Annotated in this window: 12 protein-coding genes; 9 read left to right on the forward strand and 3 right to left on the reverse strand. The window is 66.0% G+C overall.

Annotation, left to right across the window (positions count from 1 at the left end; translation table 11 throughout):
• Window positions 1-18: 18 nt before the first annotated feature.
• The 3 genes from ACM9HJ_RS16210 to dnaE all read right to left on the reverse strand — a co-directional run bounded on the left by ACM9HJ_RS16210 (window position 19) and on the right by dnaE (window position 6,700).
• Window positions 19-1,590, reverse strand: coding sequence for a calcium-binding protein (locus ACM9HJ_RS16210; RefSeq protein WP_416572790.1), 1,572 nt, complete (start codon window positions 1,588-1,590; stop codon window positions 19-21).
• A gap of 145 nt (window positions 1,591-1,735) precedes the next feature.
• Complete coding sequence (locus ACM9HJ_RS16215) at window positions 1,736-3,205, reverse strand: hypothetical protein (RefSeq protein WP_416572791.1); 1,470 nt, start codon at window positions 3,203-3,205, stop codon at window positions 1,736-1,738.
• Window positions 3,206-3,208: 3 nt separating this feature from the next.
• Window positions 3,209-6,700, reverse strand: a complete 3,492-nt coding sequence (dnaE, locus tag ACM9HJ_RS16220; protein WP_416572792.1) for a DNA polymerase III subunit alpha — start codon at window positions 6,698-6,700, stop codon at window positions 3,209-3,211.
• A gap of 149 nt (window positions 6,701-6,849) precedes the next feature.
• On the opposite strand from dnaE, the gene ACM9HJ_RS16225 reads away from it, so the two are divergent.
• The 9 genes from ACM9HJ_RS16225 (at window position 6,850) to ACM9HJ_RS16265 (ending at window position 17,408) form a co-directional block, all read left to right on the forward strand.
• Window positions 6,850-7,725: a helix-turn-helix domain-containing protein gene (locus tag ACM9HJ_RS16225; RefSeq protein ID WP_416572793.1), complete on the forward strand. Its 876-nt coding sequence runs from the start codon at window positions 6,850-6,852 to the stop codon at window positions 7,723-7,725.
• A gap of 227 nt (window positions 7,726-7,952) precedes the next feature.
• Entirely contained in the window at window positions 7,953-9,608 is a 1,656-nt protein-coding gene (gene fliF / locus ACM9HJ_RS16230) for a flagellar basal-body MS-ring/collar protein FliF (RefSeq protein ID WP_416572794.1), read from the forward strand.
• A 12-nt stretch (window positions 9,609-9,620) separates the two neighbouring features.
• Window positions 9,621-10,370 (forward strand): hypothetical protein, encoded by a 750-nt coding sequence (locus ACM9HJ_RS16235; protein WP_416572795.1) that lies wholly within the window; start codon window positions 9,621-9,623, stop codon window positions 10,368-10,370.
• Between the two features lie 36 nt (window positions 10,371-10,406).
• Complete coding sequence (gene fliN / locus ACM9HJ_RS16240; protein ID WP_416572796.1) at window positions 10,407-10,733, forward strand: flagellar motor switch protein FliN; 327 nt, start codon at window positions 10,407-10,409, stop codon at window positions 10,731-10,733.
• 4 nt (window positions 10,734-10,737) lie between these two features.
• Window positions 10,738-11,637: a motility protein A gene (locus ACM9HJ_RS16245; RefSeq protein ID WP_416572797.1), complete on the forward strand. Its 900-nt coding sequence runs from the start codon at window positions 10,738-10,740 to the stop codon at window positions 11,635-11,637.
• 50 nt (window positions 11,638-11,687) lie between these two features.
• Complete coding sequence (locus ACM9HJ_RS16250) at window positions 11,688-13,232, forward strand: sigma-54-dependent transcriptional regulator (protein WP_416572798.1); 1,545 nt, start codon at window positions 11,688-11,690, stop codon at window positions 13,230-13,232.
• Window positions 13,233-13,292: 60 nt separating this feature from the next.
• Complete coding sequence (gene flhA / locus ACM9HJ_RS16255; protein ID WP_416572799.1) at window positions 13,293-15,407, forward strand: flagellar biosynthesis protein FlhA; 2,115 nt, start codon at window positions 13,293-13,295, stop codon at window positions 15,405-15,407.
• A gap of 202 nt (window positions 15,408-15,609) precedes the next feature.
• Window positions 15,610-16,617, forward strand: coding sequence for a GTPase (locus ACM9HJ_RS16260; protein WP_416572800.1), 1,008 nt, complete (start codon window positions 15,610-15,612; stop codon window positions 16,615-16,617).
• On the forward strand, window positions 16,614-17,408 hold the full coding sequence (locus ACM9HJ_RS16265; RefSeq protein WP_416572801.1) for a MinD/ParA family protein: 795 nt from the start codon (window positions 16,614-16,616) through the stop codon (window positions 17,406-17,408). Before ACM9HJ_RS16260 ends, ACM9HJ_RS16265 begins: the two co-directional genes overlap by 4 nt.
• Window positions 17,409-17,420 lie beyond the last annotated feature (12 nt).

Genomic DNA, 17,420 nt, shown 5'->3' on the forward strand with positions numbered 1-17,420 from the left:
GGAAAGTGAGTCCTGCTTCTACCCGATCCAGCTGCTGTCCGCAGCCGTGAAGATGCGGCCTTCCGCCAGACCCCAGCCCAGCAGATGCACCAGCGGGTTCATCCCCGCCGCCGCGATGTCCGGATGTCGTTCCAGGTACGCACTGACATCGAAGGATGCCGAAGGATCGCGCGCTTCCCGCCACCCATTGTTCATGAAATGGTCCAGCGCCCGCACCCCGGCGGCCTTCACATCCGGGTTCTGTTCCAGATACCAGTTGGCATCGAACAGGGCCGTGGGGCTGCGCCCCTCCGCCTTTCCGTGCAGCGTGTAGTGCTGATAGCCGTTGCGGAACACGCCCGCGGCCACCGCCGCCGCCACGTCGGGATTGACCGCCAGATAGCCCTGCTCGCTGTAGCCCAGCGGCAGGTTGGCCGACATCGCCTCTTCCATGCCGGTGATCAGCAGCACGCGGTCGGAGAGATACAGGAACTCCACATTGGCCAGTTCGCTGACGATGGGGTTGCCCCAGGCCTTCACCCCCATGGCCACCGACCCATTGGCCATGCGGGCCAGATAGAGCTGGTCGATGGTCAGGTTCAAGCCCACGGCATCGACACCCGCCCCGCCATCCAGCAGATCCGGCCCGCCATTGCCCACCAGCCGGTCGGCACCGGCACCACCGCGCAGCGTGTCGCCATACATACTGCCGACCAGCAGGTCGTTGCCGGACGTGCCCTGGGGAATGTCGGTGGTGCGATAGCCGATGCCACCCGGCACCGCCACGAAACGCGACAGGTCGAAGCTGCCCTTCAGATCGACGGCAGCATCGTACCCGGCCTTGCTGTCCAGCCCGATCATGACGCGCACGCCGCCATCGATGGCCTGCACATGCACCTGCCCGTCGGTCAGGCCGGCACCATTGCCCTGACCGATGGCGGACACGGCCTTGACCTGCAAGTACTGCCCCACATAAGTGGCGAAGGTCAGCATGTCGCCCTGGGCGAAGTCGGTGACCGTATCGACCGTATCGAATTCCGGCGCGTGGAATTCGAAATGGTCCTGCCCGGTGCCGCCGGTCAGGATGTCGGCGCCCTTGCCGCCCATCAGCGTGTCGTTGCCGCCGCCGCCATTCAGCGTGTCGGCGCCATCACCGCCATACATCACCTCCTGGCGCGAGGAGCCGGTGACATTGTCGGCCAGGGCCGAGCCTTCCACCCAGGCGCGCTCGATATTGCGCAGGATGTCGGTGCCCTGGTCGCTGGTCAGCGTGCCTTCGCCGATGATGATTGCCGCGACCGGCGCGGTGGTGGCATTGATGCGGTGATAGAGGATGTCGTCGCCATCGCCGCCATCCAGCGTATCGTCGCCCAGCCCGCCTTCCAGCACGTCGTCGCTGGCACCGCCCAGCAGGATATCGGCCCCCGGCCCGCCATGCAGTTCATCGATGCCGTCACCACCCGACAGGCTGTCATCGCCGGCATCGCCATTGAGGATGTCACTGCCACCACCGCCATTCAGCGTGTCGTTGCCCGTGGTGCCGTTCAGATTGTCGTCGGTATTGCCGCCATTGATGACGGAGCCGGCCGCAGCCGCCGCAGAGAGGATCATATTGCCCACCCATTCCCGGAACGGCCCCCCGCTCCAGGTGATGCACCCCTGCCCGCGCAACCTAGGAAACACCGGCAGGGATGGCAAGCCTATTCACGTGAAGGCGGGGCCGGGGGTGGCGCCCGTCTTCACAATGGAAACCACGTCAGCCGACCCAGCCCCCGTCGGCGGCGGTGATGATCCGCCCCTCGCCCATGCCCCAGCCGATGAAATGCACCAGCGGGTTCATGCCGGCACCCGCCACATCGGGATTGCGCTCCAGATAGGCGGAGGTATCAAAGGCCGCCGACGGGTCGCGCCCTTCCCGCCAGCCATGATTGACATAATGATCCAGCGCCGTCGTCCATCCCTGCGCCACGGCCGCCGCCACGTCGGGATTGCGCGTCAAGTACCAGTCCACGTCGAACAGCACGGAAGCGGACCGCGCCTCCCCCTTGCCGAAAGCCATGTAATGGCCCAGCCCGCTGGCGAAGCCACCGGCGGCGACGGCGGCGGCCACGTCGGGATTGGCGGCCAGATAGCCCTGTTCGCTGAATCCCAGCGGCAGGCCGGCACCGGGCGCCTGCGTGGCGGCCGGGGTCAGCACCACGACACGGTCGGTAAGATAGAGCAGTTCCACATCGCTCAGCCGGTCGGTGACGGCCACGCCCGCCTCGTTCGTGGTGACCAGGGTGCTGCCATCGGCCTGGCGGGCGATGGTGACATTGGCGAAGCTGGCCTTCATGCTGGCCGCATCGATCCCCAGCCCGCCGGTCAGCGTGTCCGCACCGGCCCCGCCGAACAGGCGGTCGTCGCCGGCGCCACCCGACAGCGTGTCGGAAAAGCGGCTGCCCGTCAGCAGGTCGTCGCCCGCCGTACCCGTCAGGTTGCGGGGCGTGGCCAGGCGCACCTGCCCGCCCACCGCCTCGAAATCACCCAGCACGAAATTACCGGACAGGTCCACGCCCATGTCGTAGCCGGCGGTGCCGTCCAGCCCGACCAGCACGCGCACACCGCCCGTGATGGCCTGCACCTGCGCCTGCCCGGCCAGCAGGCCGGCACCGTTGCCCGCCGATACGGCACTGATGGGCAGCGACACCCACTGGCCCGACTGGCTTTGATGGAAGACCAGGGCGTCATCGGTGGAGAAATCGGTGATCAGATCGTACCCGCCGACATCCGGCCCGTAGAACCAGAACTGGTCCTGGCCCGTCCCGCCGGTCAGCCTGTCGAGATTGGCGCCACCGATGATCGTGTCGTTGCCGCCGCCGCCATTGATCGTGTCGATGCCGGTCAGCCCGTCCAGCCGTTCCGGACGGTCGCTGCCGACAAGGCTGTCATTGAACCGGGCGCCGGACAGGTTCACCTGTTCGATACCGATCAGCGTGTCGGTCTCCAGCCCCGTCACCACGATGCTGTCGGCATTGATGGTGATGGTCAGAAGCGCGTTGTCATTGACGCGATGGTCGAAGACGACGATGTCGTATCCCGCCCCGCCATCCAGCGTGTCGTTCCCGGCCCCACCGTTCAGCGTGTCGTCATCGGCGGTCCCGGTCAGCCGTTCGGCATTGGCCGTACCGGTCAGGGTGCGGCCGGGGGCGGCCTGGGGGCGGCCAAGGGGAAGATGGTCGGCCATGGGTCACAGCTCCTGCACTTCGATGACGCCGGGGATGGATTTGAACGCCCCCCGGCTGGCGGCATTGATCGATACGGCCCCGGGGATGGCGATCTCCACCTCGCGCAGCGCGTCCAGCTCCACCGCTAGGGTGACCTTGCCCCGCCCGGCCGGCAGCCGACCCAGGGTAGTCTTGATGGCCGGTACGGCATGCACATCATCCAGCAGGATGCGCAGGCCCGCCGCGCTCTTGGAGACCTCGTCCTCCAGCGACAGCACGCCATGGCAGGTCAGGCGCATCTCCTCGCCATTCTTCTGCGCATCGACGGACAGCAGCACCGCGCGACCCGCCTCCAGCATCTCCCGGCTCTGGGCCAGCGTCTCGGCGAACAGCGTCACCTCGAAGACGCCGGACGCATCGGATAGCGTTACGAAAGCGAAACGATTGCCGCTTTTTGCGGTTCGTTCCTGTTTGGCAACAATAATGCCAGCCAGTTTGAACCGGGTGGACTTGGCGTCGCGCATCTGCCGTGGCAGGTCGGCAAACTTCACCACCTTCATCCGCGCCATGGCCGGGGCGAAACTGTCCAGCGGGTGGGCCGACAGATAGAACCCGATAGCCTCGAATTCGTGCCGCAGCTTTTCCAGCGGTTCCCAGTCCGGCACCTTGGGCAGGTCGGGCGCCTTCATCGCCTCCGATCCGCCGAACAGGTTCCCCATGCCGCTGTCACGCTGCTGCGCCTCCGCCTGGGCGTAGCGGACCACGGTTTCCAGGCCTGCGAAAAGCTGCTGGCGGTTGCGGTTCATGCTGTCGAAAGCACCCGCGCAGACCAGCTTTTCCAGCATGCGCTTGTTCAAGGCCGAACTGTCGACGCGGCGGGCGAAATCGAAAATGTCCTTGAACGGGCCGTTGGCCGCGCGCTCCCGCACCACCAGTTCCATGGCCTGCGGGCCCACGCCCTTCACGGCGGCCAGGGCATAGCGCACGGCGCGGCTGCCATCGGCCAGCGTCTCCACCCGGAAGCGCGGTTCCGAGGCGTTGACATCGGGCGGCAGCAGCCGGATGCCCAGCCGCACCAGTTCCTGACGGAACTGGTTCAGCTTGTCGGTATTGCCCATATCGTAGGTCATGGTCGCCGCCATGAACTCGACCGGGTAATTGGCCTTCATGAAGGCCGTCTGATAGGCGACCAGCGCGTATGCAGCGGCGTGCGACTTGTTGAAGCCGTATCCGGCGAACTTGTTCACCTGGTCGAAGATCAGGCCGGACTGTTCCTCCGGCACGGCCAGTTTTTCGGCCGAACCGCTGATGAACTTGGCCCGTTCCTTCTCCATCTCCTCCTTGATCTTCTTGCCCATGGCGCGGCGCAGAAGATCGGCGCCACCCAGCGAATAGCCGGCCAGGACCTGGGCGATCTGCATCACCTGTTCCTGATAGACCATGATGCCGAAGGTTTCCTCCAGGATGGGCTGGAGCGACGGATGCAGATAGTCCGGCTTCTCCTGCCCGAACTTCACCTTGATGTATTTGGGGATATTATCCATCGGGCCGGGACGGTAGAGCGACACCAGCGCGATGATGTCCTCGATCCGGTTCGGTTTCATGCGGCGCAGCACGTCGCGCATGCCCGAACTTTCCAGCTGGAAGATGCCGGCACTCTCGGCCCGCCCCAGGATGGAATAGGATTTGGCATCCTCCATATCCAGGTCCAGCAGGTCCAGTTCCGGCCCCAGGTCCCGCACATGGTCCACAGCCGTCTTCAGCACGGTCAGCGTCTTCAGGCCCAGGAAGTCGAACTTCACCAGCCCGGCCAGTTCCACATATTTCATGTTGAACTGGGTGACCGGCATGTCGGACCGCGGGTCTCGATACATCGGCACCAACTGGTCCAGCGGCCGGTCGCCGATCACCACACCGGCGGCATGGGTCGATGCGTGGCGGTACAGACCCTCCAGACGCAGCGCGATGGTCAGCAGGCGATCCACCGTCTCATCCCCGCGCCGCATCTCCTGCAATTGCGGCTCCCCGTCCAGGGCCTGTTGCAGGGTCACCGGATTGGCGGGGTTGTTGGGGATCAGCTTGCAGATACGGTCCACCTGGCCATAGGGCATCTGCAAGGTGCGCCCCACGTCGCGCACGACCGCGCGGGCCTGCAGCTTACCGAAGGTGATGATCTGCCCGACCTTGTCGATGCCGTACTTGCCCTGGACGTACTTGATCACCTCTTCGCGCCGGTCCTGGCAGAAATCGATATCGAAGTCGGGCATCGATACGCGTTCGGGGTTCAGGAAGCGCTCGAACAGCAATCCGTAACGGATGGGGTCCAGATCGGTGATCAGCAGCGACCAGGCCACCAGCGACCCCGCACCCGAACCACGCCCCGGACCCACGGGAATGCCCTGGTCCTTGGCCCATTTGATGAAGTCCGACACGATCAGGAAGTAGCCGGGGAACTTCATCTTGATGATCGTATCCAGCTCGAAATCCAGCCGGGCACGGTATTCCTTCTCGATCCTCTTCTTCTCGTCCTCCGCCATGCCGCTGGTATAGACATATTTGTTCAGGCGGAAGGTCAGGCCGTCATGGGCCTGGGCGCGCAGTTCGTCCGGTTCCTCGCGGCCATTGGCGCTGGCAAACGGCGGCAGGATCGGATTGACCTTGCGCGGCATGTAGGCACAGCGCCGGGCGATCGTGACCGTATTGTCCACCGCCTCCGGCAGGTCGGCGAACAGCTCCCGCATCTCGGCCGGCGACTTGAAATAATGGTGGGGGGAAACGCGGCGGCGCTCCTCCTGCATCACATAGGCGCCGTCGGCGATGCAGAGCAGCACATCGTGCGCCTCGTACATGTCGGCGGACGCATAATAGGCATCGTTGGTAGCGACCAGCGGAATGTCGTGGGCATAGGCAAGGTCGAGCAGGTCCGGCTCCACCTTCGCTTCCGCCTGGGCCAGCGGCCCCTCGACATGGCGCATCAGCTCGATATAGAGCCGGCCGGGGAACAGCGCCTTCAGCTTTTCAAGCAGGTCCAGCGCATGCGGCTTCTGCCCGTCCAGCAGCAGGCGGTTCAGCCCGCCGCCGGTACCGCCGGTCAGGCAGATCAACCCGTCGCTCAGGCCCGCCATATCGTCCAGCGACACTTGCGGCAGCAGCCCCGTCTCCGTCTGCATGAAGGCGACGGAGACCAGGCGCATCAGGTTGCGATAGCCCTGCTCGGATTGCACCAGCAGCACCAGCTGGTCCGCCCCCGGACCCATCACCCGCCCGCCCACCTTCTTCTGCGGGCCGAACGGTGTGATCCACATCTGGCAGCCGATGATCGGCTGGATACCGTCATCCGACGCCGCCATGGCGAATTCCAGGCCGCCGAACAGGTTGCCCGTATCGGTGACGGCGACCGCCGGATAGCCGTGCTTCTTGCACAGCTTCACCAGTTCCTTGGTCTTGATCGCCCCTTCGGCCAGCGAATAGGCGGAATGGACACGCAGATGGATGAAACCGGGATCGGCGGACATGGAATTTCCGGCGGCGGGACGGGACAGGCGACCTTAGCGCGGATGGGGGACGGATTGCGACTCTGTCGGCTGCCTATTACCTGCCATGTAATCGACAGAACCCCTTTGCCCATGTGACAAATCCCCACCACCCCAGCCCAGGTCCCGCCATGCCCAGCCCGCTTCCCCGCCGCCGCGTCAACAATGCCGAGGCTTTCGGGCCGCTGCTGAAGCGCTGGCGCGCCTCGCGCGGGATCAGCCAGCTGGACCTGGCGCTCACCTGCAATACCAGCCAGCGGCACCTGTCCTTCCTGGAATCGGGCCGGTCGCGGCCGTCGCGGGGCATGGTGTTGCAACTGGCCACGGCCCTGTCGGTGCCGCTGCGCCACCAGAACGCCCTGATGCTGGCCGCCGGCTTCGCCCCGGCCTGGGACAATTCCCCGCTGGAGGCACCGGAAATGGCACCGGTGAAGGCGGCCATCACCCATATGCTGGACACCCAGGCGCCGTTTCCCGCCGTGGTCGTGGACCGGCACTACAACCTGATCCAGGCCAATGCCGGTGCCCAGCGCCTGCTGGGCTTCCTGGCCGGCCCCGCCATCGCCAGCCTCCCCAATCCCAACCTCGTCCGCCTGCTGCTGTCGCCCGACATGCGGCATCTGGTGGAGAATTGGGAAGAGGTGGCGGCCTGGATGATCCGGCGCATCAAGGGGGAGGCACTGCTGGAGGACCCGTTGCAGACGGCGAACCAGGACCCGTTCGCTGATCTGCTGGCTGATCCCGCCCTGGCCGGGCTGGCCACTCCCTTCACCGATGGCGCCCCCGACGCGCCCACGCTCTATACCCGCTTCACCAAGGACGGGGTGCGGCTCTGCCTGTTCTCCATCATCGCCATGGTGGGCACGCCCCTGGACGCGGGGCTGCAGAACCTGCGGGTGGAACTGTTCTATCCGGCGGATGAGGCGACGACGGCCTGGTTCCGCGCGTCACCTGACATCGCCTTCCCGCATCCGCGTCTGGCATCGCCCTTGCTCTTTCCCGGATGAACCCAGGAAAGCGACGGGGGTTGTTGCATTCCGCATCGCCCCCTGCACCTAACCCAATGAACATTGCATGGAACGTGCTGTTTATGTCACAGTGCCGGCGAATCGGGCAAAAATTGCCCAGTTGACACCGCCATTCTTCACGAGATGGATGCAAAGCTCCTCGTAAAGGCGGGAAAACGCTGTACTTTGTGGCCTGAAGCGCCCTTGCCTGACAGGAGTTGATCGACGTGGAGTCGTTTCTGCAAACCTTGCGGAATCTCGGCACCCTGCGCCTGGCGGGGATCGGGGCCGCCGTTCTGATCACCATCGGCGCCATCGTCTTCTTCGCCGGACAATGGTCCACGCCGGCCCTGTCGCTGCTTTATACCGACCTGACGCCCGCCGATGGCGGCGCCATCGTGCAGCAGCTGGAAGCGCAGCAGATCCCCTACAAGGCGTCGCCCGACGGCACCCGCATCGAGGTGCCGGCCGAACAGGTGGGCCGCCTGCGCATGATGCTGGCCCAGCAGGGCATCCCCAGCGGCGGCAGCGTCGGCAACGAGATTTTCAATCAGCCGGAAGGGCTGGGCACCACCGCCTTCATGCAGCAGATGCAGCAGCTGCGCGCCAAGGAGGGGGAGCTTGTCCGCTCCATCCAGACCTTGCAGCAGGTGCAGGCCGCCCGCGTGCAGCTGGTGCTGCCCAAGCGCGAACTGTTCGCGCGGCAAGCGCAGACCGCCACCGCGTCGATCCTGTTGAAGCTGAAGCCCGGCCATCCCTTGTCCAAGGAACAGGTCGCGGCCATCCAGCAGCTGGTCTCCACCGCCGTACCGCAGCTGGAACCGGCCAACGTCTCCATCGTCGATGACAAGGGCAATCTCCTGTCGCGCGGCCTGCGTCCCAACACGCCGGAGGCCATGGCCGCCAGTGCGGAGGAACGCCGCCTGGCGCGCGAACGCGAACTGAGCCAGACGATCGAGGAACTGCTGGGCCGGTCCGTCGGCCATGGCCGCGTGCAGGCACAGGTGTCGGTCGAGATGGATTTCGACCGCATCACCACCAACAGCGAGACCTTCGACCCCGAAGGCCAGGTGGTGCGCGGCACCCAGTCGATCACCGAGAACAGCGAGGCCAACAACCGCGACGGCGTCGATCCCGTCACCGTGGCCAACAACCTGCCCAATGCCGATGGCGCCAACAACATCGCCGGCGGCAACAGCGAGAAGAAGAACCGTTCCGAAGAGACGGTGAATTACGAAATTTCCAAGACCACCAAGGTGCATGAGCGCGAGACGGGCCAGATCCGCCGCCTGTCGGTCGCCGTGCTGGTGGACGGCACCTACACCACGGCCGCCGACGGCACCCGCACCTACACGCCACGCAGCGAGGCCGAGCTGGCGCAGTTGCAGCGGCTGGTGCAGTCGGCCGCCGGCGTCGACCCCTCGCGTGGCGACAATGTCGAAGTGATCTCCATGCAGTTCTCGCGGCCGGAGGATGAGCTGGCGGGCCTGGAAGAGACGATCTTCGGCATGCCCAAGGCCGACGTGATCCGCATCGCCGAGACGCTGATCCTGGCCATTGTCGCCATCCTGGTGATCCTGCTGGTCATCAAGCCGCTGGTCACCCGCGCGCTCGACCGCTCGCCGCAGCTGGATGAGGAGCCCGATCTTCTGTCCGATGGCAGCGGCATGCCGCAGCTGGCCGGCCCCGGCGGCGGTGCATTGGCCCGCGAACTGGCCATGGAGGCGGCCCAGGCCAACGAGGAGCTGGAGCAGATGATCGACATCAACCGGGTCGACGGCCGCGTCCGCGCCTCCTCGCTGCGCAAGGTGGGCGAGATCGTGGAGAAGCATCCGGAAGAGGCCGTGTCGATCATCCGCAACTGGCTCTATCAGGAAAATTGAGGCGGCTGATCCATGGCCACCATCCAGAAGTTCCTTTTCGAGCAGGATTTCGAAGACGGGTTCGGCAACCCGGCGGGCAAGGCTGCCGCCATGCCGGAGCCGGAGCCCGAACCCGATTTGCCGCCGGCACCGCCCCCTCCCCCGCCGCCGCCCACCTTCAGCCTGGAACAGCTCCAGCAACAGGTGCGGCTGGCCAAGGAGCAGACCCGCGCTGCCGCCTTGGCCGAGGGGATCGAGCAGGGCAAGGCCCAGGCCGAAACCCAGGACCAGCAGGAACTCGCCGCCGCCTTGCGCGCCGTGGAGAACAGCCTGAAGCAGCTGGTCAATGTCCAGAACAGTCAGGCGCAGCTGCGGCAGGAGAACACCGCCCGCATCGCGCTGGCCATCATGCGCAAGCTGTGGCCGGGCCTGGTGGAACGCCAGGGCCTGACCGAGATCGAGGGCGTGATCGCCAGCTTCCTGGAGGAACTGGTGGAGGAGCCCAAGCTGGCCTTCCGCGTCAATGAACGCTGGTTCGACGAGCTGCGCGGCCGTATCGGCGACATGGCCATGCGCCACGGCTTCGGCGGGCAGGTCAATGTCCTGGCCGACCCCAAGCTGCGCGAGATGGATGTGAAGGTCGACTGGACCGCCGGCGGGGCGGAGCGGGACGTCGCCCGCCTGTGGGCGGAGATCGAACGGCTGTCCGGCGACCTGCTGGCCGATTTCCCCGGCGGTCCCAACCAGGTGATGGCCGCCCCCCGGCGGGAGGCGGCACTGTGAACATGAACGACATGACATCCGGGAACGGGAACTGAGATGGCTGCCAAAGACGACATGTCGTTGAGCGATTTCGAGAATGGCCGCGGTGGCGGCGGGGAGCTGGAAGCGCTGCCCGTCGTGAAGGACCTCGAGTCCGTCTATGACATCCCCGTGCAGATTTCCGCCGTGCTGGGCAAGACCAACATGCAGGTCAGCACCCTGATGCGCCTGAACAAGGGTGCGGTGGTGGAACTTGACCGCAAGGTGGGCGAGGCCATCGACATCTATGTGAACAACCGGCTGGTGGCGCGCGGCGAAGTGGTGGTCGTGGAAGACCGGCTGGGCGTGACCATGACCGAAATCATCAAGACCGAACGCGCGTGAGGCCATGAACGACCGCGCCCCCGCCCGCAACCGACCGGCCGCACCGCCGCCACCGCCACCGCCTCCCGCGGCGGCCCCGGCGCCCGTGCCGCCGCCGGCCAAGGCCCCACCCCTGCCACGCATGCGCCGCCGGCTCGACCTGGCCACCATCGTCGGCCTGTCGTCGGGTCTGTTGCTGGTGCTGGCAGCACTGACCATGGGTGGTGGCGGGATCGCGTCCTTCATCGACGTGCCATCGATACTGATCGTGCTGGGCGGCACGGCCGCCATCACCAGCATCTCCTTCTCCCCGTCCGACATGAAGGCGGCGGGCAAGGCCCTGTCCTCCACCATGGTGGCCAGCACGCCCGACCCGCGCGCCGCGGCGCAGACGGCCCTGTCGCTGGCGGAATTCGCCCGGCGCGGCGGGCCGCTGGGCCTGCAGCCGCTGATCAAATCCACCCGCACCTGGCCGGTCCTGTCCAAGGCCGTGGAACTGATCGTGGATGGTCTGCCGGCCGATGATGCCGAACGCATCCTGCGCACGGAGATCGAGGCCAATCTGGCCCGGTCGCGCACGGCATCGGCTGTGATGCGGCGTGCGGCGGAGGTGGCGCCGGCCATGGGCCTGATCGGCACGCTGGTCGGTCTGGTGCAGATGCTGGGCAACCTGTCCGATCCCTCCACCGTGGGGCCGGCCATGGCCGTGGCGCTGATCACCACCTTCTACGGCGCCATCCTGGGCTCCATGGTCTTCTCCCCCATCGCCGCCAAGATCGACCGCAATGCGGAGCAGGAGGCACTGGTGGACGGGCTCTATCTGCTGGCTGCCGGATCGGTGGCGCGACAGGAAAATCCGCGCCGGCTCGAGGTGCTGATCAATACCGTGCTGCCGCCGGAACATCGCGTGGCGGCCTATCAATGACTGCGTATTTCGAATTGAACGACCGGACCGGTGAGTGAAAGGGTAGGACGATGCGTCTTCTGATCGTGGGAACACTCGAAGGCTATATCAGCGCCGCCGGCAAGATCGCGCTCCAGAAGGGCGCGAAGGTCGCGCATACCGACAGTATCGATGGGGCGTTGAACGCCCTGCGCACCGGTCAGGGCGCCGATCTGGTGATGATCGACGTGAAGCTGGATGTGCGCATCCTGGTCGACCAGCTGAAGAACGAACGCTTCGCCGTGCCCGTCGTCGCCTGCGGCGTGGGCACCGATGCCCAGGCCGCCGTGAAGGCCATCCGGGCCGGTGCGAAGGAATACATCCCCCTGCCGCCCGACGCGAACCTGATCGCCGCCGTGCTGGAGGCTGTGGCCGAGGAAAGCCACGCCATCGTCAGCCGCGACCCGGCCATGGCCGCCACCCTGGGCCTGGCCGACCAGATCGCACCCAGCGACGCATCCGTCCTGATCACCGGGGAAAGCGGCACGGGTAAGGAACTGATGGCCCGCTACCTGCATCGCAAGAGCCGGCGGTCGGGCGCGCCCTTCGTGTCGGTCAACTGCGCCGCCATCCCCGAAAACCTGCTGGAAAGCGAGCTGTTCGGCCATGAGAAGGGCGCCTTCACCGGTGCGGTCGCAAGGCGCATCGGCAAGTTCGAGGAGGCCAATGGCGGCACCCTGCTGCTGGACGAAATCTCGGAAATGGACCTGCGCCTGCAGGCCAAGCTCTTGCGTGCCATCCAGGAACGGGTGATCGACCGGGTGGGCGGCAACACGCCGGTCAAGGTCGATATCCGCATCCTGGCCACCTCCAACCGCGACATGCTGTCGGAAGCCAAGGCCGGGCGGTTCCGCGAGGATTTGTATTTCCGCCTGAACGTGGTCAGTCTGGCCCTGCCGCCGCTGCGCGACCGGCCGCATGACATCGCGCTGCTGGCCCAGCATTTCGCCACCAAATATTCCGAAGCCAACGGCCTGCCCGAACGCAATGTCGGCCCCGTGGCCATGGCCATGCTGCAATCCCATCACTGGCGCGGCAATGTGCGCGAGCTGGAAAACACCATGCATCGCGCCGTGCTGCTGTCGCGCGGCACGGAGATCGGAACCGACGCCATCCTTCTGACCGGCGCCGAACCCGGCTATGCGCCGCAGCCGGCCCCGGCACCCCAGCCCGCCCCCGCCGCCTATCAGCCGCCCCCGCCGCCGGCCATGCCCGGCGCCTCGCGCGCGGCCAGTTCCTACGGCAACGCCTCGATCTATTCGCCGCAGCCTTACGCGCCGCAGCCCTATCCCCCCCCGCCGCCGGCCCCGGTGATCCCGGTGGCCGAACCCGGCAACGCCTTCGTTCCGGGGGCTGGTTCCGCCACCCAGGCGCTGGTCGGCCGTACCGTGGCGGATGTGGAGCGTGACCTTATCATCGATACCCTTAAGCATACGCTGGGCAACCGCACGCATGCCGCCAATATCCTGGGTATTTCCATCCGCACCCTGCGCAACAAGCTGAAGGAATACAGCGAGGACGGCGTGCCCGTGCCGCCGCCGGCCGGCGGGGTGGAGGATGACCGCGCGGTGGGGTGAGCCTGCCATTGATGTGATTGCCCAACCCAAGCCCGTGATCAGGACCAAGACCACCACCCCATGACCGACCAACCGCAGACCAACATCGGCTCAGCCCAGGATGCCCTGCGCCTCATCGGCCAGTCGCTGAAACGCGGCGAGGTGGGGTTTGCGCTGGCCATCCTGACCATCGTGGTGGTCCTGATCATTCCCCTGCCCACGTTCCTGCTGGATGTGGGCCTGACCATTTCGTTCGCGTTCTCCGTCCTGATCCTGATGGTGGTGCTGTCGATCCAGAAGCCGCTGGAATTCAGCTCCTTCCCCACCATCCTGCTGGTCAGCACCATGCTGCGCCTGGCGCTCAACCTCGCGTCGACGCGCCTGATCCTGGGCCATGGGCATGAAGGGGTGAACGCCGCCGGCCACGTCATCGCGACGTTCGGCCAGTTCATCATGGGCGGCAATTTCATCATCGGCGTGACCGTGTTCGGCATCCTGATGCTGGTGAATTTCAGCGTCATCACCAAGGGTTCGGGCCGTATCGCCGAAGTGGCGGCCCGTTTCACCCTGGACGCCATGCCCGGCAAGCAGATGGCCATCGACGCCGACCTGTCGGCGGGCCTGATCGAGGAAAGCGAAGCCCGCAAGCGCCGCAAGGAACTGGAGGATGAAAGCCAGTTCTTCGGCGCCATGGACGGTGCGTCCAAGTTCGTGCGCGGCGATGCCGTGGCCGGCCTGGTCATCACCTTCATCAACATCATCGTCGGCATGATCATCGGCATCGGCCAGAAGGAGATGGAGTTCCTGGAGGCCGGCCAGACCTACACGCTGCTGACCGTCGGTGACGGCCTGGTGTCGCAGATCCCGGCCCTGCTGGTCTCGCTGGCCGCCGGTCTGATGGTGTCGAAGTCGGGTTCCACCGGCTCCACCGACAAGGCGGTGTTCGGACAGCTGACATTCTATCCAACAGCATTGGGCCTGACGGCCGGCGTGGTTCTGGCCATCGGCCTGCTGCCCGGCATGCCGAAGATCCCGTTCGGGCTGCTGGCCATCGGCCTGGCCGCCGCCGCCTATTACCTGCCCAAGACCAAGATGATGCGCGAGGCGATGGAGGCGGAGCAGGAGACGCAGGCCGCCGCCGCGGCCCCCGCCCCCGTGGCGGACGAACCCATTTCCACAGCACTGGCCATCGACCTTGTCCGCCTGGAACTGGGCTATGGCCTGCTGTCGCTGATCAATTCCGAAGCAGGCCACCGCCTGACCGACCAGATCAAGGGCCTGCGCCGGCAGCTGGCGGGTGAGATCGGCATCATCATGCCCGCCGTGCGCATCCAGGATAATCTCCAGCTGCCGCCCAACACCTACCTGATCCGCATCAAGGAGATCGAGGCCGGCCGCGGCGATGTGCGCCCCAACATGCTGCTCTGCATGGACCCGCGTGGCGACCGTATCGGCCTGCCCGGTGAGGCGACGACGGAGCCGACCTTTGGCCTGCCCGCCATGTGGATCGACGGCGCCTATCGCGAGGAGGCCCTGTTCAAGGGCTATACCGTCGTCGATCCGCCGACCGTGGTCACCACGCATCTGACCGAGATCATCAAGGACAATATGGCCGACCTGCTCTCCTACGCGGAGACGCAGAAGCTGCTGGACGAGATGAGCAAGGAGAACCAGAAGCTGGTGGGCGATGTGGTGCCGGCCCAGATCACCATCGGCGGCTTGCAGCGCGTGTTGCAGAACCTGCTGGGCGAGCGTGTGTCGGTGCGCGACCTGCCCACCATCCTGGAGGGTGTGGCGGAGGCGACCGCCTATACCCGCAACATGACCCAGATCACCGAACATGTGCGCGCCCGTCTGGCCCGGCAAATCTCCGACAGCAACACCAACGAGATGGGCTTCATCCCGCTGGTCACCCTTTCCCCGGAATGGGAACAGGCCTTCGCCGAGGCCATCGTGGGCGATGGCGACGAGCGGCAGCTGTCCATGGCACCGTCGCGCCTGCAGCAATTCATCACCGCCGTGCGCCAGTCGTTCGAGAAGTTCGCCATGCAGGGCGAGGCGCCGGTGATGCTGACCTCCCCGCTGATCCGGCCCTTCGTGCGCTCGATCATCGAACGTTTCCGCCCGGCCACCGTGGTGATGTCGCAGAACGAGATCCACCCGAAGGCCAAGATCAAGACGCTGGGGCAGATCTGATGGCGGGGATGCACGACACTATCGTAGGTCAGGTCGAGCCGCAGGCGAGCCCTGACATTTTTCCGACACCGTCGTTTGTCAGGGCTCGGCTTGCGCCTCTACCTGACCTACGGCCGCAGCACGCTAGGGAATTCGCGAAGAACGCTGTAATACTGGTAGCCAGGATCAACATGGGCTGGAGGGCCGGGAAGGCGGGGTCGGCATGCGTCTGAAATCGTTCCATGCGCCATCCATGCAGGAAGCCATGCAGATGGTCCGCGAGGTGCTGGGCGATGACGCGATCATCGTGGCCACCCGCGAGGAGGAGGGCGTCGGCGTCCGCGTGACCGCGGCCATCGAGGAGGATGAGGGCCTGCTGGCCACCCATGCCCCCGTGGCCGCCCCCAGCCCCCTGCGCTTCATGGAACCGGAGGGGCCGGAGCCGATCGACATCGTCGCCGAGGCATTGCTGCGCCATGGCGTGCCGGCGGAGCTGAACCAGCGGCTGGTCGACAGTCTGGAGGATTTCGACACGCGCGACCCGCTGATGGCCATGGCCGCGGCGCTGGATGCCGTGTTCAACTTCCAGCCCCTGCCCGATGGCCGTTCGCCCCGTCCCGTGATGCTGGTCGGCCCGCCCGGCGGTGGTAAGACCCTGACCGTCGCCAAGCTGTGCGCGCGCTGCGCCCTGCAGAAACGTCCCGTCGGCGTCATCTCCACCGACACGATCCGCGCCGGCGGCATCGAACAGTTGCAGGCCTTCACCCGCGTGCTGAAGCTGCGCCTGATCACGGTGGAGGACCCGCTGGCCCTGTCCGACGCGGTGGAAGTGTCACGGGGGATGGAGCAGGTGCTGATCGACAGTGCCGGCCGCAACCCGTACAACGCGCAGGACATGAAGGACCTGAAGGAATTCATCACCGCGACCGAGGTCGAGCCCGTGCTGGTGCTGCCGGCCGGCCTGGACGCGGTTGAGGCGGTGGAGATCGCCAAGGCCTTCCGCGCCTTAGGCGCCAAGCGCCTGCTGGCCACCCGCATGGATATGGCGCGCCGTTACGGCAGCCTGCTGGTCGCCGCGCACGAGGCTGGCCTGGCTTTTGCAGATGTGAGTGCGACGACAAAAGTTGCCGACGGGCTGACTGCCCTGACGCCGACAATATTGGCCAAGATGATGATGCCGGAACTGCAAGCCGAACAGCGGCGAGCCAAGCAAACGGGGACCCACGCATGACCGACCTGTCCGCGATGATGGCCGCCTCCGCCAATGTCACGCCGCTGCGCCAGCGCAATATCCTGGCCGTCGCCAGCGGCAAGGGCGGCGTCGGCAAGACCTTCTTCTCCATCTCCCTCACGCACGCGCTGAGCAAGCTGGGCCGCAAGACCCTGCTGTTCGACGGCGATCTGGGCCTGGCCAATGTCGATATCCAGCTGGGCCTGATGCCCAAGCGCGACCTGGGCCAGGTGATCGACGGCATGGTGACCCTGGCCGGCTCCACCACCCGCTATCCCGAAGGCGGGTTCGATATCATCGCCGGCCGTTCCGGGTCCGGCAGTCTGGCCAATCTGCCCCCGGCAAAATTGACCCAGCTGCGCAACGACCTGACCGATCTTGCCCGGTCCTACGACAATATCGTCATCGATCTGGGCGCCGGTGTGGATCGCAATGTCCGCACCTTCACCGCCCCCGCCGGCATCTCGCTGGTGGTGACGACGGACGAGCCGACCAGCATCACCGACGCCTATGCCTTCCTGAAACTCTCCTATCAGGCCAATCCCCTGGCCGACCTGCGCATCGTGGTCAACATGGCGCAGACCCGGCTGGAGGGCGACAAGACGTACGAGACGCTGCTGGCCGCCTGCCGCAAGTTCCTGGGGAAATCGCCGCAGCTTGCCGGCATCATCCGTCGCGACATGAAGGTGCGGGAGAGCATCAAGACCCAGACGCCGCTGCTGGTCCGCTCCCCTACCTCCGACGCCGCGCATGACATCATGGCGCTGGCGCAGAAGCTGACGGCCGGCTGATCCGGCGGGCGG

Origin of the sequence: Niveispirillum sp. KHB5.9, assembly GCF_048066115.1 — a bacterium.
Taxonomy (GTDB): domain Bacteria; phylum Pseudomonadota; class Alphaproteobacteria; order Azospirillales; family Azospirillaceae; genus Niveispirillum.